The 23433-nt window shown below is 72.7% G+C and carries 24 protein-coding genes, 1 pseudogene and 1 riboswitch; of the genes and pseudogenes, 13 read left to right on the top strand and 12 right to left on the bottom strand.

The window, feature by feature from the left end; translation table 11 throughout:
* Nucleotides 1–96: 96 nt before the first annotated feature.
* From ACME2J_RS16330 to ACME2J_RS16310, 5 genes are all read left to right on the top strand, one after another.
* Nucleotides 97–597, top strand: a complete 501-nt coding sequence (locus tag ACME2J_RS16330; protein ID WP_495545998.1) for a c-type cytochrome — start codon at nucleotides 97–99, stop codon at nucleotides 595–597.
* Between the two features lie 226 nt (nucleotides 598–823).
* Nucleotides 824–971: riboswitch (cyclic di-AMP (ydaO/yuaA leader) on the top strand.
* Between the two features lie 57 nt (nucleotides 972–1028).
* Nucleotides 1029–1664 carry a hypothetical protein gene (locus ACME2J_RS16325; protein ID WP_495545997.1) on the top strand — a complete coding sequence of 212 codons (636 nt, stop codon included), beginning with the start codon at nucleotides 1029–1031 and terminating at the stop codon, nucleotides 1662–1664.
* A 473-nt stretch (nucleotides 1665–2137) separates the two neighbouring features.
* Nucleotides 2138–2689 (top strand): carboxymuconolactone decarboxylase family protein, encoded by a 552-nt coding sequence (locus ACME2J_RS16320; protein ID WP_495545996.1) that lies wholly within the window; start codon nucleotides 2138–2140, stop codon nucleotides 2687–2689.
* A gap of 31 nt (nucleotides 2690–2720) precedes the next feature.
* Complete coding sequence (locus ACME2J_RS16315) at nucleotides 2721–3083, top strand: winged helix-turn-helix transcriptional regulator (RefSeq protein ID WP_495545995.1); 363 nt, start codon at nucleotides 2721–2723, stop codon at nucleotides 3081–3083.
* 77 nt (nucleotides 3084–3160) lie between these two features.
* Nucleotides 3161–4498 carry a glutamine synthetase family protein gene (locus tag ACME2J_RS16310; RefSeq protein ID WP_495545994.1) on the top strand — a complete coding sequence of 446 codons (1338 nt, stop codon included), beginning with the start codon at nucleotides 3161–3163 and terminating at the stop codon, nucleotides 4496–4498.
* Between the two features lie 13 nt (nucleotides 4499–4511).
* Here the strand turns inward: ACME2J_RS16310 and ACME2J_RS16305 are convergent, their stop codons facing one another.
* Nucleotides 4512–5162, bottom strand: a complete 651-nt coding sequence (locus ACME2J_RS16305) for a hypothetical protein (RefSeq protein WP_495545993.1) — start codon at nucleotides 5160–5162, stop codon at nucleotides 4512–4514.
* Between the two features lie 85 nt (nucleotides 5163–5247).
* On the opposite strand from ACME2J_RS16305, the gene ACME2J_RS16300 reads away from it, so the two are divergent.
* Nucleotides 5248–6111, top strand: a complete 864-nt coding sequence (locus ACME2J_RS16300) for an aldo/keto reductase (protein WP_495545992.1) — start codon at nucleotides 5248–5250, stop codon at nucleotides 6109–6111.
* On the opposite strand, the gene ACME2J_RS16295 is transcribed toward ACME2J_RS16300, so the two are convergent.
* Both ACME2J_RS16295 and ACME2J_RS16290 read right to left on the bottom strand, forming a co-directional pair.
* Entirely contained in the window at nucleotides 6104–8257 is a 2154-nt protein-coding gene (locus ACME2J_RS16295; RefSeq protein ID WP_495545991.1) for an MMPL family transporter, read from the bottom strand. The genes ACME2J_RS16300 and ACME2J_RS16295 overlap by 8 nt on opposite strands.
* A 209-nt stretch (nucleotides 8258–8466) precedes the next feature.
* Nucleotides 8467–10485: a thioredoxin domain-containing protein gene (locus ACME2J_RS16290; protein WP_495545990.1), complete on the bottom strand. Its 2019-nt coding sequence runs from the start codon at nucleotides 10483–10485 to the stop codon at nucleotides 8467–8469.
* 61 nt (nucleotides 10486–10546) lie between these two features.
* Between ACME2J_RS16290 and ACME2J_RS16285 the strand changes: the two genes are divergently transcribed.
* Nucleotides 10547–10939 (top strand): Rid family detoxifying hydrolase, encoded by a 393-nt coding sequence (locus tag ACME2J_RS16285; RefSeq protein WP_495545989.1) that lies wholly within the window; start codon nucleotides 10547–10549, stop codon nucleotides 10937–10939.
* 58 nt (nucleotides 10940–10997) lie between these two features.
* Here the strand turns inward: ACME2J_RS16285 and ACME2J_RS16280 are convergent, their stop codons facing one another.
* A complete protein-coding gene (locus ACME2J_RS16280) occupies nucleotides 10998–12320 on the bottom strand; it encodes a hypothetical protein (protein ID WP_495545988.1) in 1323 nt (440 codons plus the stop codon).
* 214 nt (nucleotides 12321–12534) lie between these two features.
* On the opposite strand from ACME2J_RS16280, the gene ACME2J_RS16275 reads away from it, so the two are divergent.
* A complete protein-coding gene (locus tag ACME2J_RS16275; RefSeq protein WP_495545987.1) occupies nucleotides 12535–12966 on the top strand; it encodes a hypothetical protein in 432 nt (143 codons plus the stop codon).
* Between the two features lie 42 nt (nucleotides 12967–13008).
* On the opposite strand, the gene ACME2J_RS16270 is transcribed toward ACME2J_RS16275, so the two are convergent.
* Nucleotides 13009–14493: an acetate--CoA ligase gene (locus ACME2J_RS16270; protein ID WP_495545986.1), complete on the bottom strand. Its 1485-nt coding sequence runs from the start codon at nucleotides 14491–14493 to the stop codon at nucleotides 13009–13011.
* 130 nt (nucleotides 14494–14623) lie between these two features.
* Between ACME2J_RS16270 and ACME2J_RS16265 the strand changes: the two genes are divergently transcribed.
* Together ACME2J_RS16265 and ACME2J_RS16260 are read left to right on the top strand one after the other, a co-directional pair.
* Complete coding sequence (locus ACME2J_RS16265; protein WP_495545985.1) at nucleotides 14624–15553, top strand: LysM peptidoglycan-binding domain-containing protein; 930 nt, start codon at nucleotides 14624–14626, stop codon at nucleotides 15551–15553.
* Nucleotides 15554–15642: 89 nt separating this feature from the next.
* Nucleotides 15643–16857, top strand: coding sequence for an acyl-CoA dehydrogenase family protein (locus tag ACME2J_RS16260; protein ID WP_495545984.1), 1215 nt, complete (start codon nucleotides 15643–15645; stop codon nucleotides 16855–16857).
* Between the two features lie 56 nt (nucleotides 16858–16913).
* Here ACME2J_RS16260 and ACME2J_RS16255 read toward each other — a convergent pair whose 3' ends face one another.
* Entirely contained in the window at nucleotides 16914–17498 is a 585-nt protein-coding gene (locus ACME2J_RS16255; RefSeq protein ID WP_495545983.1) for a DNA-3-methyladenine glycosylase I, read from the bottom strand.
* 22 nt (nucleotides 17499–17520) lie between these two features.
* Between ACME2J_RS16255 and ACME2J_RS16250 the strand changes: the two genes are divergently transcribed.
* The 3 genes from ACME2J_RS16250 to ACME2J_RS16240 are packed head-to-tail and all read left to right on the top strand — an operon-like array spanning nucleotide 17521 to nucleotide 18894.
* On the top strand, nucleotides 17521–17892 hold the full coding sequence (locus ACME2J_RS16250) for a hypothetical protein (protein ID WP_495545982.1): 372 nt from the start codon (nucleotides 17521–17523) through the stop codon (nucleotides 17890–17892).
* A 16-nt stretch (nucleotides 17893–17908) separates the two neighbouring features.
* A complete protein-coding gene (locus tag ACME2J_RS16245; RefSeq protein WP_495545981.1) occupies nucleotides 17909–18253 on the top strand; it encodes a translation initiation factor in 345 nt (114 codons plus the stop codon).
* The gene (locus ACME2J_RS16240) at nucleotides 18250–18894 is read left to right on the top strand and encodes an N-acetylmuramoyl-L-alanine amidase (RefSeq protein WP_495545980.1); all 645 of its coding nucleotides are present in this window, start codon (nucleotides 18250–18252) and stop codon (nucleotides 18892–18894) included. The genes ACME2J_RS16245 and ACME2J_RS16240 overlap by 4 nt, the downstream gene beginning before the upstream one ends.
* A 63-nt stretch (nucleotides 18895–18957) precedes the next feature.
* Here ACME2J_RS16240 and ACME2J_RS16235 read toward each other — a convergent pair whose 3' ends face one another.
* The 6 genes and pseudogenes from ACME2J_RS16235 to ACME2J_RS16210 all read right to left on the bottom strand — a co-directional run.
* Complete coding sequence (locus ACME2J_RS16235) at nucleotides 18958–19821, bottom strand: DNA-formamidopyrimidine glycosylase family protein (protein WP_495545979.1); 864 nt, start codon at nucleotides 19819–19821, stop codon at nucleotides 18958–18960.
* A gap of 25 nt (nucleotides 19822–19846) precedes the next feature.
* Nucleotides 19847–20086, bottom strand: coding sequence for a 4Fe-4S dicluster domain-containing protein (locus tag ACME2J_RS16230; protein WP_495545978.1), 240 nt, complete (start codon nucleotides 20084–20086; stop codon nucleotides 19847–19849).
* Nucleotides 20083–21006: a succinate--CoA ligase subunit alpha gene (locus ACME2J_RS16225; protein ID WP_495545977.1), complete on the bottom strand. Its 924-nt coding sequence runs from the start codon at nucleotides 21004–21006 to the stop codon at nucleotides 20083–20085. Before ACME2J_RS16225 ends, ACME2J_RS16230 begins: the two co-directional genes overlap by 4 nt.
* Nucleotides 21006–22217, bottom strand: a complete 1212-nt coding sequence (locus tag ACME2J_RS16220) for an ATP-grasp domain-containing protein (protein ID WP_495545976.1) — start codon at nucleotides 22215–22217, stop codon at nucleotides 21006–21008. Before ACME2J_RS16220 ends, ACME2J_RS16225 begins: the two co-directional genes overlap by 1 nt.
* A gap of 105 nt (nucleotides 22218–22322) precedes the next feature.
* A complete protein-coding gene (locus ACME2J_RS16215; RefSeq protein WP_495546004.1) occupies nucleotides 22323–23222 on the bottom strand; it encodes a DUF559 domain-containing protein in 900 nt (299 codons plus the stop codon).
* A 64-nt stretch (nucleotides 23223–23286) separates the two neighbouring features.
* Nucleotides 23287–23433: pseudogene (locus ACME2J_RS16210) on the bottom strand (CoA ester lyase); the annotation flags it as partial.

Here is a 23433-nt window from a genome sequence, read left to right as displayed (position 1 = left end):
ACGAAGGGCCGGTCGCCCCGCGAGGGGGCGCGTCGCCGCTGCCGCCGGCGGGCCCTCCCTGCCGCCGTGCCGCGCCGACCGGTATGTTCCCCGCCGATGGTCGCCACCGCCGCTCTCGTCATCGCCTTCATCTCGATCGCTCTCGTCGTGTTCTTCGTCGCGATGAGCGGCGGTCCGCGCGCCGCGCGGCAGAAGGCGACGAGTCACAACCCCGTCGCGAACCGGATCAACGCGCTCGTCGTCACGGTCATCATCGTCGGCATCGGCGCCGCGATCCCGGGGATCGTCATGGCCGTCAACGCCGAGGACCGCTCTGCGGAGGCGCCGGGCGGCGTCGAGCTCACCGCCGCGCAGGAGGAGGGCCGCGAGATCTTCGCCGTCCAGTGCGCGTCGTGCCATCAGCTCGAGGCCTCGAACGCGGTCGGCCGCGTCGGCCCCGACCTCGACGAGCTGCGCCCGCCCGCCGAGCTCACGCTCGACGCGATCCTCAACGGCCGCGCGCGCGGCCAGGGTCAGATGCCGGCCGAGCTCGTCACCGGCGAGGAGGCCGAGAACGTCGCCTCCTACGTCGAGGCCGTCGCCGGCCGCGGCGACTGACGCTCCGCACCGAAGACGTCCGACGGGCCGGGCACACTGCTCGGCATCCGCTACGTCGTCCCCACACCGACGGCCGGGAACACGCCCCCGCAGACGGGGCCGTCAGGCATCGGCACGGGGCTGTCGCCATCCGCGGGTCCGGGGGCGACGGATGCAGGTTCGCGTGCAGGGCGACATAAGTTCGTCGCGTTTGCAGGGGTTTCCCTTCCTGCTACGATCCTCGCGTTCCGAGGACATGCCGAACCTCCTGCCGCACGTCGGCAGAAGGGCGGGGGACCCACTCCTTCTGGGGCGAAGCGCCGCATCCGCGGCGCCGCGCGACTCTCTCCGCGCGAGCCCGTCAGCTCACCCCGCAGGCGCCGTGAAGAGACCGGAGACCCGCGATGCCGACACACACCCCCTTCGTCGAAGAGCCGACGGACGCGCATGAGATGAGCCGTCCGCGGGTGATCGACGACTGGACCGCGGGCGACGAGCCCGACTTCGTCGTGCAGCCCCGTCGCAGGCGCGTGACAGGCTCGGCCGGCGCCGCCCGGTCGGCGGCCGCCCACCCCGGAACGCGCGGGAGCGGCGGCGACCGCGAGACGACCAGCCGCACGATCGTCCTCGAGGGCGATGTCGGCGAACGCCGGCGCGTCGACTCCTGGCTCGATGACGATCTCGACGTGCTCGCGACGCCGCGCGACCGCACCCCGGCGACGGAGGGCGCGGCGATGGACGCGCCCGACCTCGCGCCGGACGTCTCGATCGTCCCGGTGGTCGAGGTCGACGAGCCGGTCCTCGCCGAGGAGGACCTCCCGGCCCGCTCGCGTCGCGACGTCGCCGTCGAGACGCCGGGTCCGGAGGGGCGGCGCACGGTGGCGATCACCGGGAGGCCCGGCGTCCTCGCCGATGCCCCGCGTCTCCGCGAGATCGAGCGCCGCCGGCCGTCGCGGACGCCGAGCGAGCGGGTCGGGTCGCGTCCCGACCGCATCGCCATGTGGGCCGTCGCGTTCAGCTTCGCGCTCATCCTCATCGCGGCCGCGAGCGCGAAGGCGCACGCCGCGGTCGTCGCCGCGCCGCTCTAGTCAGCGGCGGGCGCGGGTCGAGCCGGCGGCCGCGGCCTCGGCGGACGAGGCGCTCGGGCTCGTGACGCCTTCGCCCGGCGCTCCCGCGAGGGCCGCTGCGGCCCCCTTCGCACGGTGCCGCCCCGCGAGCGCCGTCGCGACGCCTTCGCCCGGTGCGGGCAGGGGGCGTTTGCCGGCGCGCCTGCACGGGCACGGTCGCGGTGTGGACCCCACGTCGCCTCCGATCGACGATTCCGGTCGCCCGGCTCGGCCGCGGCGCCTCCGAGGGGTCCACGGAGTGACCCACGGGGCGGGTCCCGCGCGTAGTACGCGACGAGGTCAACCCCCTTGCGATCCGCGCGACGCCCCCGTACACTTACGACACGTAAGCAACTTCATTAAGTGAAGTTAAAGACGTGCGGACGGACCTCATCTCGGCCGCCCACCCCGACACACCAGCCTCTTCCCCAAAAGGCACGCACATGAAGACAGCGATGAGCAGGTTCCAGATCCACGACGACCTCACGGCCCCCGAAGGGTCCATCCCGATCCTTCGCGGTGCGCTGTCGACGGCCGGCCAGCTGCCGAACTTCCTCGGCGTCCTCGCCGGCTCGCCCGCGGCGCTGCGCGCCTACGCGCGGTTCCGGCAGGAGCTCCGTCACGGCGACCTCCCGGCCGGCACCCTCGAGCGCCTCGCGCTCGCCGTCGCCGAGCACTACGGCTCGCAGCCGGGCATCGCCATGCACAGCCGCACCGCCCGCCAGGCGGGCCTCGGGCTCGACGAGGTCGCCAAGGCCCGCGAGTGGGACTCCGGCGACGAGCACCAGGCGACGCTCCTGCGCTACGTCCGCGCGCTCGTCGAGGAGCGTCAGCGCCCGCCCATGCACCTCCACGAGGAGGCGCGCGAGAGCGGCTGGACCGACGAGCAGCTCCTCGAGGCGATCGCGTTCGTCGCGATGGAGTCGTTCACCGCGATGATCAACGTCGCCGGTGACGTCCCCGTCGACGGCTCGACGGAAGACACTCGCCAGCTCCGCGCCGCGTAGGCGCGGGGCCGGGCCGACCGGCAGCGGCGCGATGGCGACCGACGCGACGCGACGCGGGGCCCCGGACGATCCCGGTGGCCCCGCCTGCTGCCCCCTGTACCACGAGGCGATCGAGTTCATCGGCCGCCGCTGGACCGGCGCGATCGTCGCCGTCCTCCTCGAGGGCGGGTCGATGCGCTTCACCGAGATCGGCCAGGGGATCCCGGCGGTCTCCGATCGCCTCCTCTCCGAGCGACTGCGGGAGCTCGAGGAGCGCGGGCTCGTCCGCCGCGACGTCACCGCAGGTCCGCCCGTCCAGGTGCTCTACGAGCTCACGGCCATCGGCCGGGACCTCGGGCCGGTGATCGGCGAGCTGCGGTCCTGGGCCGGCCGCTGGCTCGACCAGCGGTCCTGACGAGCTCGACCGGCCGTCGATCGAAGGTCGGCTAGGGTTCGCGGCGCCCGCCCGCGAGCACCCAAGGAGACCTCACGGTGGCCGACAAGCCGACCAGCGCGCAGGACGTGAAGGCGATCGTGGAGGAGCGGAGCATCCGCTTCATCCGCCTCTGGTTCACCGACGTCCTCGGCCAGCTGAAGTCGTTCTCGATCAACTCCGAGGAGCTCGACGACGCCTTCGAGGGCGGCATGGGCTTCGACGGCTCCTCGATCACCGGGTTCAACGCGATCGAGGAGTCCGACATGATCGCCATGCCGGACGCCTCGACCTTCTCGGTCCTCCCCTGGCGGCCGGAGGACCAGGGCGTCGCGCGCATGTTCTGCGACGTCCTCACGCCGGAGCGCACGCCCTACGAGGGCGATCCCCGCCACGTGCTGCGCCGCGCGATCGAGCGCGCGCGCTCGATGGGCTTCGACACCTTCAACGTCGGGCCGGAGCTCGAGTACTTCCTCTTCCGCGACAAGAGCGGGACCGAGGTCCTCGACGAGGGCGGCTACTTCGACCTCACGACCCTCGACGCGGGCTCCGACGTGCGCCGCGAGACCGTGCTCGCCCTCGAGCAGCTCGGGATCCAGGTCGAGTACTCCCACCACGAGGTCGGTCCGTCCCAGCACGAGATCGACATGCGGTACGCCGACGCGCTCAAGATGGCGGACGACTGCATGACGTACCGCATCACGGTGAAGGAGTACGCGATGAAGTACGGGTGGCACGCGACGTTCATGCCGAAGCCCCTCTTCGGCGAGAACGGCTCCGGCATGCACACCCACATGTCGCTCTTCTCCGGGGGCCGCAACGCGTTCTTCGACGCCGACGACACCTACTTCCTCTCCGACGTCGGCAAGGCGTTCATCGCCGGCCAGCTCCGGCACGCCCGCGAGCTGAGCGCGATCTTCGCCCAGTGGGTCAACAGCTACAAGCGGCTCGTCCCGGGCTACGAGGCGCCGGTGTACGTCGCCTGGTCGCGGCGCAACCGCTCGGCGCTCGTGCGGGTCCCGCTCTACCACCCCGGCAAGGAGCAGGCGACGCGCATGGAGCTCCGCTGCCCCGACCCGGCCTGCAACCCCTACCTGACGTTCGCCGTCCTGCTCCAGGCGGGCCTCGAGGGGATCGAGAAGGGCTACGAGCTCCCCGAGCCGATGGAGAAGAACCTCTACCACCTGTCGCCGGACGACCGGCGCCGGCTCGGGATCGAGCAGCTCCCCGAGACGCTCGGCGAGGCGGTCGAGCTCGCCTCGGAGTCCGAGCTCGTGCTGCGCACGCTCGGCGAGCACATGTTCAACCGCTTCATCGAGATCAAGCGGCAGGAGTGGGAGGACTACCGCGTCCAGGTGACGCAGTGGGAGCTCGACCGCTACCTGCCGGTCCTGTAGGCGCAGCCCGCGGTCAGCGGCGCAGCACGCGGAGGCCCGTCCGGTACTGGGGACGCGTCTTCGAGCTGTAGCGCTTGCGGCTGTCGACGGCGAACTGGTAGGTGCCCGGCCGGATCCGCGAGGAGCGCAGGCCGGGAAGCCGCCGCTGCAGCACGGAGAGCCGGCCGCAGCTGCGGTCGGCGCGCCCCATGCGCACCGTCTTGATCGTCCGTCCACCGCGGCGGACGTGGACGTAGATGCTCTTGCCGCGGTCGAACCCCGAGAAGCGCCAGCGCGTCCGGCCCGTCGGACTGCCCTTCGTCGAGCCGACGGTGGCGAGGAGGTTGACGACCCGGATGCGGGTCGTGGCGACGCGGCGGCCGTCGACCGAGGCCGAGAGCGTGAAGCGCGTCGGGCGGGTGGTCTTGCGCAGGACGACGGGCGCGGGCGCGTCGGGGGAGCGGAAGGCGCCGTCCGATCCCACGAGACCGGTGCCGGTGAGCCCGGTCGTCGTGACCGTCCAGCTCGTGCCCGGCGTGAAGCCGCGCCCCGACACCTCCATCGGAGCGCGCTCGTTGTAGCAGGAGCGGTCCGTGTCGATCGACGCGGCGGACGCCGGCGCCGCGGCGGTGGCGAGACCGGCGCTCGCGAGCAGGGCGATCGTGCGCGGGGGGAACAGGGCCATCGGACCGGAGATCGGACGACGGCCGCGCATCCTCAGCAACATGGCGCGTCGCCGCTCGATTCTCGACGCCCGATACGGTCGTCGGATGACGACCGCGACCTCATCCGGAACGTTCAGCCTCGGCGGCACGCGGGAGGTGACGCGCCTGGGCTTCGGGGCGATGCGCATCACCGGCGACGGCGTGTGGGGCGAGCCGCCGGACCGCGAGACCGCGCGCCAGGTCGTGCGCCGCGCGGTCGAGCTCGGCGTCGACTTCATCGACACGGCCGACTCCTACGGCCCGTTCGTGAGCGAGGAGATCATCCGCGAGGCGATCCACGACGGATCCGGCTACGGGGACGTCCTCGTCGCGACGAAGGGCGGGCTCGTGCGGACGGGGCCCGCGCAGTGGCACCCCGTCGGGAGGCCCGAGTACCTGCGTCAGTGCGTCGAGATGAGCCTCCGCCGCCTCGGCGTCGACGTCATCGACCTCTGGCAGCTCCACCGCGTCGACGCGAAGGTCCCGCGTGAGGAGCAGTTCGGGCTCTTGCGCGATCTCGTCGACGAGGGCAAGGTCCGTCAGGTCGGGCTCTCCGAGGTGACGGTGGAAGACATCGAGGCCGCCCGTGAGATCGTGCCGATCGCCTCGGTCCAGAACCGCTACAACGCCGCTGACCGCGCGGCCGAGGACGTCCTCGAGCACTGCGAGGCCGAGGGGATCGGGTTCATCCCCTGGTTCCCGCTCGCCTCGGGCGACCTCGCCGCCCCCGGGGGGCCGCTCGCCGAGGCGGCCGAGCGTCGCGGCGCGACGCCGTCCCAGATCGCGCTCGCGTGGCTGCTGCACCGCTCGCCGGTGATGCTCCCGATCCCCGGGACCGGCTCGGTCGCGCACCTCGAGGAGAACATCGCGGCCGCGGGGATCGACCTCGACGAGGACGAGGTCCGCGCGATCGACGCCGCGGTCAGCTGACCGCGGCGGGCGTCCGCGCCTCCGCGGGCGCCTCCTCGTGGGCATGTCGCAGTGACGACGGCCACCACACCTTCGCCCCGATGTCGAGCACGAGGGCGGGCACGAGGATCGACCGGACGATGAAGGTGTCGAGGAGCACGCCGAACGCGACGGTGAAGCCGAGCTGGGTGAGGAACACGAGCGGGAGCACCGCGAGGACGCTGAACGTGCCCGCGAGCACGATCCCCGCGCTCGTGATGACGCCGCCGGTGACGGCGAGCCCGCGCAGGGTGCCCTCGCGCGTCCCGTGCTTGGCGACCTCCTCCCGCACCCGGGCGATGAGGAAGATGTTGTAGTCGACCCCGAGCGCGACGAGGAAGATGAACGCGAACAGGGGGAACGCGGTGTCCGAGCCCGGGAACCCGAAGATGACGTCGAAGACGACCGCCGAGACGCCCAGCGCCGCGCCGAAGCTGAGGACGACCGTGCCGATGAGGAGCACCGTCGCCGTCACCGCGCGGAGCAGGACGAGGAGGATGACGAAGACGATGACGAGCGTCACGGGGATGAGGAGCTTCGTGTCGTCGGCGCTCGCGTCCCTGAGGTCCTTCTCGACGGCGCTCGGGCCGCCCACGAGGGCGTCGGGATTCGCGGATCTCGCCGCCTCGCGGATGTCGGGGATGAGGTCGTAGGCCGCCGTCGAGTACGGGTCCTCCTCGAGGAACGCGGCGAGCAGCGTCCCCTGCTCCCCGCTGAACTGCGTCGGGGAGACCTCCGCGACGCCGTCCACCGCGCTCACCGCCCGGACGACCTCCGGGACCTGCGACGGGTCGGAGACGATGATGTCCGTCGGCGCGCTCTGGCCGGCGGGGAACGCCTGCTCGACGAGCTCCTGGCCGGCGACGGACTCGACGTCGTCCCTGAACGCGTTGCCCTGCGTCAGTCCGGTCGAGAGGTTGAGCAGACCGAGGCAGCAGATCGCGAGCACCGCTGTCGTGCCGACCCAGACGCGGCGCGGACGGCGCGCGACGGCCTCGCCGAGCCGCCTCCACGCGCCGTGCGTCTCGTCGGTCTTGGTCGTGTCGCCGTAGTGCGGGATGCGCGGCCAGAGTGGCCGCCGGCCGACGGCGACGAGGATCGCGGGGAGGAACGTGAGCTGGACCAGGAGCGCCGTGAGGACGGCCACCGCGCCGAGCGGACCGAGGCCCGCGGTGCCGTTGACCTGGGCGAAGATGAGCGCGAAGAGCGCGATGGCGACGGTGAGCGCCGAGGCGATGATCGCCGGCGCGGCCGATCGCAGGGCGAGCGCCATCGCCTCGTGCTTGTCCTCGTGCGTGCGCAGCTCCTCGCGGTAGCGCGCGACGAGCAGGAGCGCGTAGTCGGTCCCGGCTCCGAGGACGAGGACGGACATGATCGAGGACGACTGCCCGTTGATCGTCGCGCCGGCCTCGCTGATCCCGTAGCCGAAGCTCCGCGAGACGATCTCGGCGACGATGACGCTCAGCAGCGGGAAGAACCAGAAGAACGGGCTGCGGTAGATGAGGATGAGGAGGACGAGGACGAGCGTCACCGCCGCCCCGAGCAGCGTCCCGTTGATGTTCTCGAAGACCTTGATCGCGTCCGCGGCGACGCCGGAGGGCCCCGTCACCTTCACCTGGAGCCCCGCGGGTCGCGGCGACTCCCCGTTCTCGCCCGTCGAGACGAGCTCGCGATAGGCCTCCACCGGGTCGAGCAGCGTCGAGGCCTCGCCGTCGCCCTCGATCGTGTTCGCGATGAGCGCGGTCGTGCCGTCCGTCGACAGCTGGTAGACGGTGTCGGCGTCCGGGCCGGTCGGATTGACGAAGTCGGTGGTGTTGCGGAAGTCGAGGGCGTTGAGCTGCTCGACGTCGGAGCGGATGAGCTCGAGATCCGCCTCCGTGAGCCCGCCGTCGCGCTCGTAGACGATGACGGTCGGCGCCTTCTCGCCGTCCTGGAGCTCCTCGGTGACCTCGAGGGCCTTCGTCGACTCGGCGTCGCCGGGGAGGAACGACGTCGACTTGTTGTCCTCGGCGTCGGTGAACTTGCCGGGGAGGTTCGCCGCGAAGGATCCGAAGAGGATCGCGAACCAGATGCCGAGCACGATCCACTTGCCGCGACGGCCGGCGGGCAGGGTGAGGAGACGGGTCATGGCCTCGTGTGGGACGGAGGGGTGGGGGCGCGTACCTTACGCAAGCGGAACGTCAGCTCCCGTTACGGAGGTGTGGCGCGTCGGGATCGTCGCCTCCTCGCGGAGGCCCGTCCATCGGGGATCGACCCTAGGGGCGGGGCGGGGCGGGGCGAGGCAGGTGACGAGCGCGTGCGGCGAAGCCCGGCCGCAGGGGCACGCCGTGCTGCGACTCAGGCGAGCAGCTCGCGCAACGCGTCCGGGTCGGCGACCGGTGCGCGGCAGGAGAACCGCTCGCACACGTAGGCGGCGCCTCGCCCGTCGACCGGGGTGCGGCCCTCGAGGAGCGGGACCGTGCGCGCAGCCTCCCCGTCGGGGTCGCCGTCGCCCCCGCTGAGGACGACGTCGGGCCGCAGGCGCTCATGGACGACCGCCGCGAGGGCGGCGACGTCCTCCGGCGGGCCGACGAGCGCGACCTCCCGGATCGGGCGGAGGTGGAGGTGGAGGGCCTGCAGCGCGTGCGCGAAGGCGGTCGGGTGGCGCTCGGCGAGCTCGTGCACGAGACGGAGGTGGCCGATCGCGGCGGTCTCGTAGGCGCTCTCGCCGGTGAGCGCGGCGAGCCGCAGGAGACCCTGCGCCGCGGCCGACGGACCCGACGGGATCGGGTGGTCCTCGATGTCCTTGCGGCGCGCGACGAGCGCCTCGTGATCGTCGGCGGTCGAGAAGAAGCCGCCCGAGTCCTCGTCGAGGAAGCGCGCGAGGATCTCGTCGGCGAGGGCGCGCGCCTCGCGGAACCAGCGGGGCGCGAGCGTCGCCTCGTGGAGGACGAGGAGCGCCTCGAGGAGGAACGCGTGATCCTCGAGGTACGCGCGGTACTTCGCGGTGCCCCGGCCGTAGGTGCGCAGCAGCCGCCCGTCGTCGTCGCGGAGCTCGCGGAGGACGAAGTCGGCCGCGTCGACCGCCGCCTCCACGTAGTCGGGGCGGGCGAGCACCGCGCCGGCGTCGGCGAGGGCGGCGATCATGAGGGCGTTCCACGACGTGAGCCGCTTGTCGTCCAGGCCGGGGCGCACCCTGCGCTCACGGGCCTCGAGGAGGCGCGCGCGGATGCGCTCGCGGGTCTCGGGGTCGGGCTCCGGGCCGCGCGACTCGAGGACGTTGAGGCCGGGTGCGCCGGCGGGGCGCGGGACGTGCGGATCGGCGAAGTTGCCGTCTTCGGTCGCGCCGAGCCACGCCACGCCCTCCTCGGCGTCCTCGCCGAGGGCGTCGCGGAGCTCCGCGGCCGTCCACACGTAGAACTTGCCCTCCTCGCCCTCGCTGTCGGCGTCGAGGGCGCTGAAGAACCCGCCCTCGGGGCCTCGCATCTCGCGCAGCGCCCAGTCGAGGGTCTCGACGCACGTCCGGCGCAGGACGAGGTCCCCGGTCGCCTGGAAGCCGTGGAGGTAGGCCCGGGCGAGCAGCGCGTTGTCGTAGAGCATCTTCTCGAAGTGCGGGACGGTCCAGCGCTCGTCGACGCTGTAGCGCGCGAAGCCGCCGCCCACCTGGTCGAAGATCCCGCCGCCCGCCATCGCATGCAGCGTCATGACGCTCATCGAGCTCTCGCCGAGCCGCAGCAGCAGCTCGATCGTCGACGCCGACGGGAACTTCGGCGCTCCGCTCCAGCCCCCGTTCACGCTGTCGAAGCTCCCCTGCAGGGTCCTGACGACGCGCTCGAAGACGGCGGGGTCGAAGGCGCTCGCCGACGGCTCGAGCACGGCGCCGCCCGAGAGATGCCGGACGATGCGGTCGCTCTGCGCGAGGATGTCGTCGCGCTTGTCGTCCCATGCCTCGGCGACCGCCCGGAGGACCTGCGTCCACGACGGCATGCCGTGCCGGGGCTCGGGCGGGAAGTACGTGCCGCCGTAGAACGGGATCTGCTCCGGCGTGATGAAGACGTTGAGCGGCCAGCCGCCCTGGCCGGTCATCGCCTGCACCGCGTCCATGTAGAGGGCGTCGACGTCGGGCCGCTCCTCCCGGTCCACCTTCACGCAGACGAAGAGCTCGTTCATGACCGCGGCGGTCTCCTCGTCCTCGAAGCACTCGCGCTCCATGACGTGGCACCAGTGGCACGCGCTGTAGCCGATCGAGACGAGGATCGGGCGGTCCTCGTCCCGGGCGCGCCGCAGCGCCTCGTCCCCCCACGGGAGCCAGTCCACCGGGTTCTCCCGGTGCTGCAGGAGGTAGGGAGAGGTCTCGGCGGCGAGCGCGTTGGCCATCGGACGACCGTAGCGCAGGCCGCGGGGCGTTCTCCCGGGCGGCGGCGGGTAGGGTCGCCCCGTGTCCCAACACCGCGAAGTCGTCACCGCGCTCGGCGCCCCCGCCGCGATCGGCCCCTACAACCACGCCGTGCGCAGCGGCGACCTCCTCTTCTGCTCCGGGCAGATCCCGCTCGACCCCGAGACCGGGGAGCTCGTCGGGGCGACGGCGGCCGAGCAGGCGCGCCAGTGCCTCGAGAACCTCGCGCACGTCGTGAGCGCGGCGGGGGCGCAGCTCGCGGACGCGGTCCGCGTGACGGTCTACCTCACCGACATGGACGCCTTCGCGGAGGTCAACGAGATCTACGCCGAGTTCTTCCCGAGCGAGGCGCCGGCCCGCGTCGCGATCGGCGTCGCGGCCCTCCCGAAGGGCGCTCTCGTCGAGGTCGACGCGATCGTCGCGCTGGCGGACTGAGCCGCCGGGCCCGGCGGCGCCCGCACGCCGAGGTCGTCGGCGGGCGGGCGCCGCGGACTCACTTCACGCGGCGGACGACCCGGCCGCGCTTGTCGCGCACCGTGAGCTTCAGCGTGTGGCGGCTCGTGATCCGCCCCGGCCGCAGCGCGCGGTAGGCGAGCCGGATCTGCCGGGTGTCGAGGTCCATCGGGAGGATGAGCGTGAGCTTGCCGCCCTCCCGCGTCTTGAGCCCCGTCTTCGTGAGCGAGCGCTTCTTCTTCCCGACGAGGTGGTAGACGTCGATGCGCGCTCCGACGATGCCCTTCCCGGTCCGACGGTCGCGGAGGCGGCCGCGGATGACGACCCTCTTGCCGTAGCGGCTCGCGTACCGCGCGCGGCGGTTGCGGTCGAAGTAGGCCCGGACCCGCGCGTTGCGCAGCGTGGCGAGCGAGACGGGCTCGCCGTTCGAGGCGCTCGCGACGTTCGGCCGCGGGAACTCGGTGACGTAGGCGGTCGTCGTGTTCCCCGCGGCGTCCTCGACCTCGACCTGGACGGTGTGAGGACCAGGCGGGAGGTCCTTCGCCGACACGGCGATCGGCACGGCGGGGGTGATCGCGGGGCAGGGGACCGGCACCTCGAACTGGTACGGATCGGCGTCGCTCGGCAGCGCGTCGGCGCACGGCCCGGCGCCGAGCGGGGCGACGGCCTTCACCTCGCCGTCGACCTTCACGATCGCGCGGTACACGCCGCCGCCGGCGTCGGCCGCGTCGAAGCGCAGGCGAAGGACCCCGCTGCGCTCCCCGTCGTCGGCGATCTCGAGGCGGGAGACCGTGGGGGGCGCGACATCGCGCAGACCGACGGCGACCTGGGCGACGTCCACGCGCAGCGCGCGCGTGCACTGCTCGTCGCCGCCCTTCGCGCAGACGACCGAGTAGCGCGCCCACGATGCGTCGAGGCCCTGCTTGTCGAGCGGATCGCGCAGCTCCGACGTGCACGGCGAGTCGGCCGCGAGCGCGCACTTCTCGAGGATCGCGCCGTCGGTCGAGAGCTCGTACGTCGCGTCGAGGGTCTCCGTGCTGCGCTGCGCGCCGGTCGTGGCCCGCAGGGAGCCGAGCCGCACGATGCGCGTGCCGGGCGGCGCCTCGAAGCGGATGCGGGCGACGGAGCCGCCGAGGGCGCCGGGGGACAGGGCGGCGGCGAGGGTGCCGCCGGTCGCGCACGAGTTGGAGACGGCGGAGGCGCCGACCTGGCCGATCTGCCAGCCGGTCGCCGCGTTCGGCGTGCCGGCGGGCCCGCGGCAGCCGAAGACGGTGTAGGTGTCGGCGTGGGCGGCGGCGGGGGCGAGGAGGAAGGCGGCGAGCACGGCCAGGAGCGCGCCGCGACGACGGTGGGAGGGAGTCATGAGTCCTTTTCGGGCGGGTGGGGAGGGTGCTGACCCCGGACGCCGTCCATCGCGCCCGCCCGGCCCTCGTGACACGGCGCGCGGACTGGACCCCGCGCGCGTCGCGGTGTATATCGCGAACGCCGGTCGACGGTGCAACGACGCGTGCACATCCGGTGCGACGGGAACGCGCGGCCCTGCGTTTGCGCAGGTCGGGGAGGGGTATGCGCCCGCCATGACCGCCATCACCGACCCCGATACGACCGACCGGCTGCTCGTCGTCGCCGCCGAGGTGCCCGAGCCCGGGATGGTCCGCGAGGCCGCCGGCGACGACGAGGTCGAGGTGCTCATCGTCGCCCCCGCGCTCACCGACTCGGCGGTCCGATTCTGGGTCTCCGACGTCGACGACGCGATCGCCCGGGCGCGCGCGATCGAGGAGGAGGCCGTCACGGAGGCCCGCGCCGAGGGCCTCGACGCGACGGGTGACGTCGGCGAGTCGGAGCCGCTGCAGGCCGCCGAGGACGCCCTCGCGACGTTCCCGGCGAACCGCGTCCTCATCATCACGCACCCGGAGGGCGAGAAGGCCTACGGCGAGGAGGAGCTCGACGCCGCGCGGCAGCGGCTCGGGGTCCCGGTCCGGGTCCAGGTCGCTTCCCGCGAGGACTAGCCCCGGCTCGCTCCTCGTGATGAGGAGCGAGGAGACGCGGGGTCAGCCGCGCTCGCGCAGCTGGGCGCGGCGGATCTTCCCGCTCGCGGTCTTCGGGAGCTCGGAGGCGAACTCGACGATCCGCGGGTACTTGTACGGAGCGGTCTGCTCCTTCACGTGCTCCTTCAGCTCGCCGGCGAGGGCGTCGGAGGGCTCGTGGGCGTCCCGCAGGACGACGACCGCGCGCACGACGCTGCCGCGTTCCTCGTCGGGGGCCGCGACGACGGCCGCCTCGGCGACCGCCGGGTGGGCGACGAGCGCGCTCTCGACCTCGAAGGGCCCGATCCGGTAGCCGCTGCTGATGATGACGTCATCGGTGCGGCCCTCGAAGAAGAGGAATCCGTCCTCGTCCTCGACGACGCGATCGCCGGTGCGCCAGGGCTGCGGGTCGGCGGCCCGATCCGCAGCCGGGAGCGAGCCGTCGTCGCCGAGGTAGCCGAGGAAGAACGTCGGGACGCTCGCCGGGTCGGCGACGAGCTCGCCGTCCTCGATCGAGAGGCGCACGCCGGGGAGCGGGCGGCCCATCGAGCCGGGCCGCACCTCCGACCCCGGCGGGACGCCCGTCATCTGGCCCGTCTCGGTCTGGCCGTACCCGTCGCGGATGACGAGGCCGGTCGCCTCGCGCCACGCGTGGAGGACCTCGGGGTTGAGGGCCTCGCCCGCGGCGACGAGACCGCGGAGGGCCGGGAACGGCGAGAGGGTCGCGCGCTTGGCGATGACGCGGTACTCGGTCGGCGCCATGCAGAGGACGTGCACGTCCTCGCGCGCGAGGATCTCGAGCCGCTCCGCCGGGTCGAACCGCGCGTCGTGCAGCAGCGCGGAGGCGCCGCGGATCCACGGGGCGATGAAGACGTTGCGGGCGGACTTCGACCATCCGCTCGCGGCCGTGCACCACACGAGCTCCCCCGGGGCGGCGGCGAGCCAGTGCTCGGCCTGGACGTGCTGGCCCGTGAGGTAGCGCTGCGCGTGCAGGACCGCCTTGGGCTCGCCGGAGGTCCCGGAGGTGAAGGTGATGAGGCAGGGGTCCGTCGGCGAGAGGTCGACGGCCGGGGCGGGCTCGGCGGCGTACGCCTCCGGGTCGGGGACCGTGATGACGACGGGCGGCTCGGACCCCGGCGCGGCGGGGAGCGCGAGCGCCGCGTCGAGGGCGGCGCGGTTGCGCTCGTCGCAGACGACGACACGGGGCCGCGCGACGTCGAGCCGCAGCCGGAGGTCCTTCGCCCGGAGCTGCTCCGTGCACGGGAGGACGACGGCGCCGGTGCGGAAGCACGCGACCATCGTCTCGACCCACTCGGGACGGTTGCCGATGAGCGTGAGGACGACGTCGCCCCGCCTCGCCCCGCGCTCGAGGAGCGTCCCGGCGAGCCGGGCGGAGCGGTCGGCCACCTCGCCGAAGCAGTGCTCACGCCGCGCCCCGTCGCCGGCGAGCTCGACGAGGGCGAGCCGGTCGGGCGGGGCGCTGTCGACGACGTCGCGGCTGAAGTTCATGCCGGCGAGGAGGCTAGGGGAGATCGCACGTCGCGGGCGGCACGTTGCAGGGGCACGTAAGACCGCCGAGAGACGTGCGAATGGCGGCGCACTTGGGCAGGGTGAGGCGACCCGCCCCGAAAGGAGTCCCATGCCCCTGCGACGTCTCGCCCTCCTCGCAGTCCTCGGTCCCGCTCTCGCCGCGCCCGCGGCGGATGCCCACACGGTCCACACGGTCACCCCCGGCGACACGCTCTGGTCGATCGCCGCCGCGCACAACATCACGACCCGGACGGTCGCGGCGTTCAACGGCCTGCCGGAGGACGCGAGCGTCGTGCTCGGGTCGGAGATCGGCGTGCCGAGCGTCGACGAGGGGCGGGCGGCGCTCGCCTCGTCCGGGACGGCGACGCCCGCGACCGAGAGCGCGGCCGCGACTGGTGGCGGCGGCGCGTCGCTCACGGGCGGCTCCCACGTCGTCCAGCCGGGCGACACGCTCAGCGGCGTCGCGGCGCGCGCCGGCACGACGCCCGCGGCTCTCGCGGAGCTCAACGGCCTGCGTCCCGACGCGCTCCTCATCAGCGGGACGCCGATCCGCCTCCCGGGGGCCGGGACGCCGCCGACGAGCCCCGACCCCGCGGGCGCGCCGACCTCGGCGCCGGAGGCGGCTCCGCCGGCGCCCACGGGTGGTCGCGTCGACGCGGGGACGGTCGCGCGGGTCGCCGAGGAGCACGGCGTCCCCGGCTCGCTCGCCGCGGCGATCGGGTGGCAGGAGAGCGGCTTCAACAACGCGATGGTCTCGTCCGCCAACGCTCGCGGCGTCATGCAGATCATCCCCGGGACGTGGAACTGGATCCAGGCGCATCTCGCCGGGCAGCGGCTCGACGCCTCGTCGCCCTCCGACAACGTCCACGCGGGCGTCATGCTCCTCGGTCATCTGCTGCGTGAGACGGGCGGGGACCAGGCGCTCGCGGCCGCCGGCTACTACCAGGGCCTCGGCTCCGTGCGCGAGCGCGGGATGTACGACGACACCAAGCGCTACGTGGACAACGTCCTGGCGCTCCGGTCACGGTTCGGCGGCTGATCCTTTCCCGCCCGTCCGGGGTATCCTGAGAGGTCGCAGATCGCCGGTCTGCGCCCCCTCACACGACCTCAGCACAAGCAGGAGGCCCGATGGCCATCGCCACTCCCTCGTCGCTCGACCGCACGGACGAGCAGAAGGCGATCTGCGAGATGGTCCGCCAGTTCGCGGACGAGCAGATCATCCCCAACGCCGAGCACTACGACTCGACGGACACCTACCCGGAGCCGATCGTCGAGCAGATGAAGGAGCTCGGCCTCTTCGGGATCACGATCCCGGAGGAGCACGGCGGGCTCGGCCTCGACCTCACGACGTACTGCATGGTCGTCGAGGAGCTCTCGCGCGGCTGGATCTCGATCTCCGGGATCATCAACACGCACTTCATCGGGACCTACCTCCTCATGAAGTTCGGCTCCGAGGAGCAGAAGCAGAAGTACCTGCCCCGCATGGCGACCGGTGAGATCCGCGCCGCCTTCTCGCTCTCCGAGCCCGAGCTCGGCTCCGACGTCCAGGCGATCAAGACGTCGGCGAAGAAGGGCGACGACGGCAAGTGGGAGATCAACGGGCAGAAGATGTGGGTCACGAACGGCCTCATGTCCTCGCTCGTCTTCACGCTCGTGAAGACCGATCCCGACGCCGAGGCGCGTCACAAGGGCATGACGTGCTTCATCTGCGAGAAGGAGTCGGGCGTCTCGGAGAACACCGGCGAGTACGCCGGCTTCACCGTCCCGCCGAAGATCAAGAAGCTCGGCTACAAGGGCGTCGAGTCCACGGAGCTCGTCTTCGACGGCTACAAGTGCCCGGCCGAGAACATCCTCGGCGGTGAGGGCGCGGGCCTCAACAAGGGCTTCGCCCAGATGATGGACGCCCTCGAGGTCGGCCGCGCGAACGTCGCGGCCCGCGGCGTCGGCATCGCCCAGCGCGCTCTCGAGCTCGCCCTCAAGTACTCGCAGGAGCGCAAGACGTTCGGCAAGCCGATCTCCGAGCACCAGGCGATCCAGTTCAAGCTCGCCGACATGGCGACGCAGATCGACGCCGCCCGGATGCTCACGATCCGCGCGGCGCGGCTGAAGGACGCCGGCGAGCGCTCGGATCTCGAGGCCGGCATGGCGAAGCTCTTCGCCTCCGAGTGCGGCCGCTTCTGCGTCGAGGAGTCCTTCCGCATCCACGGCGGCTACGGCTACTCGAAGGAGTACGAGATCGAGCGGCTCTACCGCGACGCCCCGCTGCTCCTCATCGGCGAGGGGACGTCCGAGATCCAGCGCATGGTCATCGGCAAGAAGCTGCTCCAGCGCCACAAGATCTAGGCCTGGTCAGGCCCCCCCGAGGCCTGGCCAGAGCCGCCGCCGCGCTTCCTTCCCGCTCAGCGGGAAGGAAGCGCGGCGCGCTCCTGCGAGCAGGCCGCCCGCACCGGGCAGTCCCGCAGGTGGTCGTTGACGAGCCCGCAGGCCTGCATCGCGGCGTAGACCGTCGTCGGCCCGAGGAACCGGAAGCCCTGCTTCTTCAGCGCCTTCGCGAGCGCCACCGACTCCGGCGACGTCGCCGGCAGGTCGCGCAGGCTCGTCGGCGGCGCGTGTGCGGCCGCCGGGTCGGGCGCGTGCGCCCACACGAGCTCGTCGAGCGTCCGCGGCCCGTCGCGCAGCGCGAGCGTCGCGCGGGCGTTCGCGATCGTCGCCTCGATCTTCGCGCGGTTGCGGATGACCCCCGCGTCGCCGAGGAGGCGGGCGACGTCGGCATCTCCGTAGGCCGCGACGACCTCCGGGTCGAAGCCGCCGAACACCTCGCGGAAGCGGTCGCGCTTGCGGAGCACGGTGAGCCACGAGAGACCCGACTGGAACGCCTCGAGGCAGAGGCGCTCGTAGAGCCCGACCTCGGTCGTCACCGGGCGGCCCCACTCGTCGTCGTGGTAGGCCCCGTAGTCCTCGTGCGGGTCGCCGAAGCAGCGCATCGGCGAACTGTAGGGTCAGGGCATGTCGTCCGACGCCCCCCAGATGATCGAAGCGACCGTCCGCAGCCTCCTCGAGGAGGTGCCGGCGCTCAAGCCCCTCAAGATGGTCATCGGCGTGGACCTCCACGGCCGGGGCGACACCCAGCAGTTCCGGCTCCTCATGCCCGACGTCGAGGTGACGAAGGACATCGGGGCCGACGCGAAGATCCGGGTCGAGATGCGCCGCGACTTCTTCAACGCGATGGTCGAGCACGAGGCGAAGATCGCCGACTGGCAGGAGGCCTTCTACGACGGGAAGGCGAAGGCGACGGGCGTCGACCAGTACATGCGGCTCATCGCGCAGGTCGTCGACAAGCAGCTCGAGCGCAACCGCACGCGCCGCGCCCGTCACTGAGTCACACTCCGTCGCGATGGCGAAGCGACGCAGCCGCAGCGACGCCCGGGTCGTCTACGCGACGACCGACGGCGACCTCCGGAAGGCCCGCGACCCGGGCCTCGCCGCCGCCCGCGAGGGCGACGGCCGCGTCCGCGTCCGTCGCGAGGTCGCCGGCCGGCGCGGCAAGGGCGTGACCACCGTCACCGGCGTCCCGCTCGCCGACGCCGAGCTGAAGGCGCTCGCCGGGAAGCTCAAGAAGCGCTGCGGCGTCGGCGGCTCCGTGAAGGACGGCGTCATCGAGATCCAGGGAGACCACCGCGACCTCGTCGTCGAGATGCTCCGCGCCGACGGCTACGACGTCGTGCTCGCCGGGGGATGAGCGTCGCCGCGCACGCGGCCGCGGTCGGGCTCGCGATCGCCGCGGCCTCCTCCGGCGCGCCGGAGCGTCCGCCGGTCCACTGGGACCCGATCCCCTACGACGACCGGCGCAAGCGCGAGATGCGCTCCTACTCGAAGCGGCACTACGGCACGGCGCACGCGGGGCTCCGCGACCCGAAGGTCATCGTCCAGCACGTCGCGGTCGCGAGGACCTACCGCTCGGTGTGGAACACGTTCGCGTCGAACCGCGCCGATCCGGAGCTCGGCGAGCGGCCGAACGTCTGCAGCCACTTCGTCGTCGACTCGGCCGGCCGGATCCACCAGCTCGTCCCGCTCCGGCTGCGCTGCCGCCACACGGTCGGCCTCAACCACACGGCGATCGGGATCGAGCACACCGGCTTCGAGGACGCCGACGTGCTCGGCAACCGGCGGCAGCTCGCCGCTTCGCTGCGGCTCACGCGCTGGCTGCGCGCCCGGGAGGACATCGACCGCGACGACGTCATCGGGCACAACGAGTCGCTGTCGAGCCCGTACCACCGCGAGCGGGTGGAGCGCCTGCGCAGGCAGACGCACGGGGACTTCACGACGCGGTCGATGCGGGTCTACCGCCGGAAGCTGCGCGCGCTCGAGCGCGGCGACTGAGCCTCGACCCCCCGCGAGGCGCAGGATCGTGCCGCTGGACGACGCGATCCTGCGTCTCGCGGCTCAGTGCTGCTCCTCCGGGCACCAGAACGTCGTCCGCCCGCCGACCTGCGCGCAGCGCAGGGTCGCGCCGCAGCGCGGGCACGCCCCCTCGCGACGGCGGTGCTCGATGAGATCGCCGGTGTGCACGCCGCCGCGCGTGATCGCGCGCCGCGTCGCCCTGCGCAGGATGCGGCGCAGCTCGTCGAGCTCGTCGGCGTCGAGCTCACCGGCGGGCCGCAGAGGGGAGAGGCGGGCCTGCCAGAGCGCCTCGTCGGCGAGCAGGTTCCCGACGCCGGCGATGACCGACTGGTCCATGATGCGCGCCTTCAGCGGGGCGGCCCCCGCGCCGACGCGCTCGCGGAACTCGGGCCGGGTCGCCTCGAGCGCGTCGGGCCCGAGCGCCGTCAGGTCCGGGTCGAGGACGGCTCGGCCGAGGCGGCGCTTGTCGAACAGCACCAGCGCGCCGCCGTCGGCGAACTCGAGCGTGAAGCGCGCCCAGGTCGGGTTCCCGGAGAGCCTCGGATCGGGGTGGCCGCCGGCCTCGAGCGCCTTCTCCTCGGCCGGGCTCAGCGGGTCGCCCGCATGGTCGGCGTGACGGCCGGGAGCGTCATCGGCGCCCTCCGGCGCGAGGACGAGGATGCGGCCCGCCATGCCGAGATGGAGGCCGAGCGAGGGCCCGTCACCCCCGTCGGTCTCGCACCACATCGACTTGCCGATGCGATGCGCCGCGGTGAGCGCGCGGCCGGTGAGCGCGTCGGCGAGCTCACCGGCGGAGTGGGGCCGGCAGACGTAGCTGTCGCGGTCGTCGACCGCGGTGATCTCCCGGTCGAGGGCGCGCGCCTCGATGAGGGCGCGCGCCGCCTCGACCTCGGGCAGCTCGGGCACGAACCGACGGGCGCCCGCCTCGGAGCTAGAGGGCGGCCCCGTCCTCGTACAGCTTGAGCACCTTCACCGCGCCCTCGGGGGACGCGTCGAGGCACAGCCGGCAGAGGACGCACTCGTCGAGCTCGGACTCGTCGATCTGCACGCCGGAGTCCGTCCCCTTGTAGATGTCGACGGGGCAGACCTCCTCGAGCTTCTTCGCGAGCTCGACGTCGCCTGCGACCTCGTCGGAGACCTCGACCGCGATGAACGTGGCGTCCTTCCTCATGCGGCGCTCCTCTCAGCGATGGCCTGCTTCACGAGATCCGGGATCTCCGAGATCTCCTCGGCGACCTGGATCCCCGCCTCGCGCAGGCGGGTGATCTTCTCGGTCGCGGTGTCCTCCTTGCCCTCGACGATCGTGCCCGCGTGCCCGAAGCTCATGCCGGGCATCTCGTCCATGAACTTGCCGGCCATGAACGCGACGATGGGGAGGCGCGAGTCGTTGTCGGCGACCCAGCGGGCGAGCTCGGCCTCCATGCGGCCGCCGGGCTCGGTGTAGATGACGATCGCCTCGGTCTGCTCGTCGGCCTCGAAGAGCGGCATGAGCTCGGCGTACGTCGAGCCGATGATCGCGTCGCCGCCGATCGACACCGCCGTCGACTGGCCGAGGCCCGCCGCCGTGAGCGTCGAGGACATCTCGGTCGTCATGCCGCCGGAGCGGGAGATGACGCCGACGGGGCCGGGCGTGTACGCCTTCGAGGCGTCCTTCGCCGGGCCGCCGATGCCGCCCATCTTGATGACGTCGGGCACGATGATCCCGAGGCAGTTCGGGCCGATGATGCGCGCGCCGCGGAGCGTCGCGAGCTCGACCATCTGGGCGACGTCCCGGCGGGGGATGCGCTCGGTGACGATGACGATGATCTTGATGCCGTTCTCGAGCGCCTCGAAGACGGCGTCCTTCGTGAACGCCGGCGGGACGGTGACGACGGAGCCGTCGATCGGGCCGCCGTGGTGCTCGACGGCCTGCTTGACGGTGTCGAACACGGGGACGCCGTGGACCTCGCGGCCGAGCCGGCCGGGGGTGACGCCGCCGACGATCTTCGCGCCCTTGCCGTAGTCGAGGCACTCGCGGGTGAGGTTGACCGCCTCGCGCCCCGTGATGCCCTGGACGATGAACGTCGTGGTCTCGTCGATGAGGATCGACATCAGGCCGCCGCTCCTTGGATCTTCTCGACCGCGCGCTTCGCGGCCTCGTGCATGGACACCGTGCGGTCGGCGTACTCGACGCCGTACTTGTCGAGGATCTTGTAGCCCTCGTCCTCCCACGCCCCGGGGATGCGGAAGATGGCGATCTTCTCGGCGGGGTCGTAGCCGAGCTCGAGGCAGGCCTTGATGACGCCGCGGGCGACGATGTCGACCCGCGTGTTCGAGACGATCGACATCATCACGGCGATCTTCTCGACGCCCGGCTTCGAGAGGACGAGCTTCGCGAGCCCGCACGCCTTGGACACCGACGGGTTGCCGCCGATCTCGCAGTAGTTCGCGGGGTCGCCGCCGTACTTGCGGACCGCGTCGAAGAGGGTGAGCGAGCCGCCGCCGGCGCCGATGACGAGGCCGAGGTTGCCGTCGAACTCGGTGACGTTGCCGGCGACGCCGCGGTGGCTCGCGGCGTCGACCGCCTCGCCGGCGAGCTCGAACTCCGTGGGCTCGCGCGCCTCGCGCGTCTCGTCGTCGCCGACGCCGAGGTCCTTGAGCAGCGCCTTGTGGCGGCCGCGGGCCTCGTTCTCCATGTCCATGTGGGCGTCGAGGGCGACGAACGTCCCGTCGGAGAGCCGCGCGAGCGGGTTGATCTCGGCGAGCGTCATGTCCTTCTCGACGAAGAGCCGCGCGAGCCGCGTGAGGATCGGGACGAGGCGCGTGAGCGCCGAGCCCGTGACGCCGGTCGAGGCGATGACCTCCTTCGCCTCGTAGTCGCTGAACGGCAGGATGTTCGAGAAGTGCCGGCGCCCCACCTTGTCGGGGTGCTCCTCGGCGACCTGCTCGATGTCGATGCCGCCCATCGGGCTGAAGATCATCACCGGCTTCTTGCGCGTCCCGTCCCAGACGACGCCGGCGTAGTACTCCTGCTCGGCCTCGGCCTTCGGATCGACGAGGATGCCGCGCGGCACGTGCCCGTTGATCTCGAGCTGGAGGATGTCCTTCGCGTGGGCCTCCGCCTCCTCGGGCGTGTCGGCGAACTTCACGCCGCCGGCCTTCATGCGCCCGCCGGAGAGGACCTGCGACTTGATGACGGTGGGGCCGCCGATCCGCGCGGCGATCTCCTTCGCCTCCGCCGCGTCGGTCGTGAACCCGTAGTCCGTCACCGGGATTCCGGCGCGCTTGACGATCTCCCGCGCCTCGTATTCGAAGAACCTCATGGCGACGGGGACCATATTGCGTCGGGCCCGCGAAGCGCGGCCCGCGCGTGGGAGGGGACCGTGCGACGTCGCGCCCGCATGGCGGGCACCGCGTCGCACGGTCCCTCACGCCGCGAGCATCCGACGGATCCGCGAAGCCGTCGCGGCGGCCTCGTCGGGGTGGAGGTCGTCCCAGAGGAGCCGGAGGATCCGGTAGCCGGCGAGCTGGTAGTCGCTGTCGCGGTGCCGGTCGGCACGCATCTCGGCGCGTCGACGGTGGTACGCACGGCCGTCGAGCTCGACGACGAGGCGACGCTCGCGGTAGACGCAGTCCGCGCGATGGCCGGCGACCCGCAGGTTGAGCGCGTCGGGGCGCGGCAACCCGTGGCGGGGGAGGAAGCGGAGGAAGCGGCGCTCGAACTCCGACCGCGAGTGCGCGTCGTCGGCGGCGAGGAGGCGGGCGACGCGCGGCGCGCCGACGCGGTTCGGCGCCCGCCGCTGCGCGTCGCGGATCGCGTCGAGCCGCAGATGCGGAAGCCCGTCGGCGACCGCGCGGAACGCCGGCCAGTCGAGGACGTCGGCGAGGTCGACGATCGTCCTCGGGATCGTCGTGACGGCGAGGTGGCCGGTGCGGAAGACGTCGGCGCGGTCGAGGCGCCTCACCCGGTGCGTCGCGATGCCGTCGCGGCTCCGTCTGGCGGACGTCGTCGTCACGTGCACGGGCGCGGTGCCGCGGCCGCCGATCGCCATGCCGTGGAACGCCGCCGCCGTCGCGTGCGAGAGGACGGCGGTCTCGCCGCACGCCCACTGCGCCGCGAGCCACACGCCTTCGTCGCGGAGGCACGTGTGCCCGAATGCGTAGACCTCGGCATGCAGACGGCTGAGGCGGCGGTCGTCGAGGCGCCTGCCGATGCCGCTCGCCGAGAGCCCCTCGGCGACGAGGTGGTCGTGACGGAGCAGCCCCCACTGGTCGTTCGCGCGCGCGAACAGCCGCTCGTCGGGGACCGTGCGACGTGGTGCCCGCATACCGGGCACGAGGTCGCACGGTCCCCGGTTCGCCCCCGGTCACGAGCGGGGGCGCGCCAGGTCGCTAGAACCCGTACGCCTCGCGCATCTCGTCGTCCTTCTCGGCGAGCATCTTCGCGAGGTCGACCATGACCTTGCACTGCTTCCAGGTCGCGTCGTCCTGCATCTTGCCGTCGATCATGTGGACGCCGCGGCCGTCGGGGATCGCCTC

It is taken from the genome of Paraconexibacter sp., from assembly GCF_059438195.1.
Note: the sequence above shows the minus strand (reverse complement) of the source record. Positions and strands in the feature narration are given on the sequence as shown.

Excerpts from the sequence above, each read along its gene's own strand:
- ACME2J_RS16330 (WP_495545998.1), top strand. The coding sequence starts at position 97 with ATGGTCGCCACCGCCGCTCTCGTCATCGCCTTCATCTCGATCGCTCTC.
- ACME2J_RS16325 (WP_495545997.1), top strand. The coding sequence starts at position 1,029 with ATGAGCCGTCCGCGGGTGATCGACGACTGGACCGCGGGCGACGAGCCC.
- ACME2J_RS16320 (WP_495545996.1), top strand. The coding sequence starts at position 2,138 with ATGAGCAGGTTCCAGATCCACGACGACCTCACGGCCCCCGAAGGGTCC.
- ACME2J_RS16315 (WP_495545995.1), top strand. The coding sequence starts at position 2,721 with ATGGCGACCGACGCGACGCGACGCGGGGCCCCGGACGATCCCGGTGGC.
- ACME2J_RS16305 (WP_495545993.1), bottom strand. The coding sequence starts at position 5,162 with ATGGCCCTGTTCCCCCCGCGCACGATCGCCCTGCTCGCGAGCGCCGGT.
- ACME2J_RS16300 (WP_495545992.1), top strand. The coding sequence starts at position 5,248 with ATGACGACCGCGACCTCATCCGGAACGTTCAGCCTCGGCGGCACGCGG.
- ACME2J_RS16295 (WP_495545991.1), bottom strand. The coding sequence starts at position 8,257 with ATGACCCGTCTCCTCACCCTGCCCGCCGGCCGTCGCGGCAAGTGGATC.
- ACME2J_RS16290 (WP_495545990.1), bottom strand. The coding sequence starts at position 10,485 with ATGGCCAACGCGCTCGCCGCCGAGACCTCTCCCTACCTCCTGCAGCAC.
- ACME2J_RS16280 (WP_495545988.1), bottom strand. The coding sequence starts at position 12,320 with ATGACTCCCTCCCACCGTCGTCGCGGCGCGCTCCTGGCCGTGCTCGCC.
- ACME2J_RS16275 (WP_495545987.1), top strand. The coding sequence starts at position 12,535 with ATGACCGCCATCACCGACCCCGATACGACCGACCGGCTGCTCGTCGTC.
- ACME2J_RS16270 (WP_495545986.1), bottom strand. The coding sequence starts at position 14,493 with ATGAACTTCAGCCGCGACGTCGTCGACAGCGCCCCGCCCGACCGGCTC.
- ACME2J_RS16265 (WP_495545985.1), top strand. The coding sequence starts at position 14,624 with ATGCCCCTGCGACGTCTCGCCCTCCTCGCAGTCCTCGGTCCCGCTCTC.
- ACME2J_RS16260 (WP_495545984.1), top strand. The coding sequence starts at position 15,643 with ATGGCCATCGCCACTCCCTCGTCGCTCGACCGCACGGACGAGCAGAAG.
- ACME2J_RS16255 (WP_495545983.1), bottom strand. The coding sequence starts at position 17,498 with ATGCGCTGCTTCGGCGACCCGCACGAGGACTACGGGGCCTACCACGAC.
- ACME2J_RS16250 (WP_495545982.1), top strand. The coding sequence starts at position 17,521 with ATGTCGTCCGACGCCCCCCAGATGATCGAAGCGACCGTCCGCAGCCTC.
- ACME2J_RS16245 (WP_495545981.1), top strand. The coding sequence starts at position 17,909 with ATGGCGAAGCGACGCAGCCGCAGCGACGCCCGGGTCGTCTACGCGACG.
- ACME2J_RS16240 (WP_495545980.1), top strand. The coding sequence starts at position 18,250 with ATGAGCGTCGCCGCGCACGCGGCCGCGGTCGGGCTCGCGATCGCCGCG.
- ACME2J_RS16230 (WP_495545978.1), bottom strand. The coding sequence starts at position 20,086 with ATGAGGAAGGACGCCACGTTCATCGCGGTCGAGGTCTCCGACGAGGTC.
- ACME2J_RS16225 (WP_495545977.1), bottom strand. The coding sequence starts at position 21,006 with ATGTCGATCCTCATCGACGAGACCACGACGTTCATCGTCCAGGGCATC.
- ACME2J_RS16220 (WP_495545976.1), bottom strand. The coding sequence starts at position 22,217 with ATGAGGTTCTTCGAATACGAGGCGCGGGAGATCGTCAAGCGCGCCGGA.
- ACME2J_RS16215 (WP_495546004.1), bottom strand. The coding sequence starts at position 23,222 with ATGCGGGCACCACGTCGCACGGTCCCCGACGAGCGGCTGTTCGCGCGC.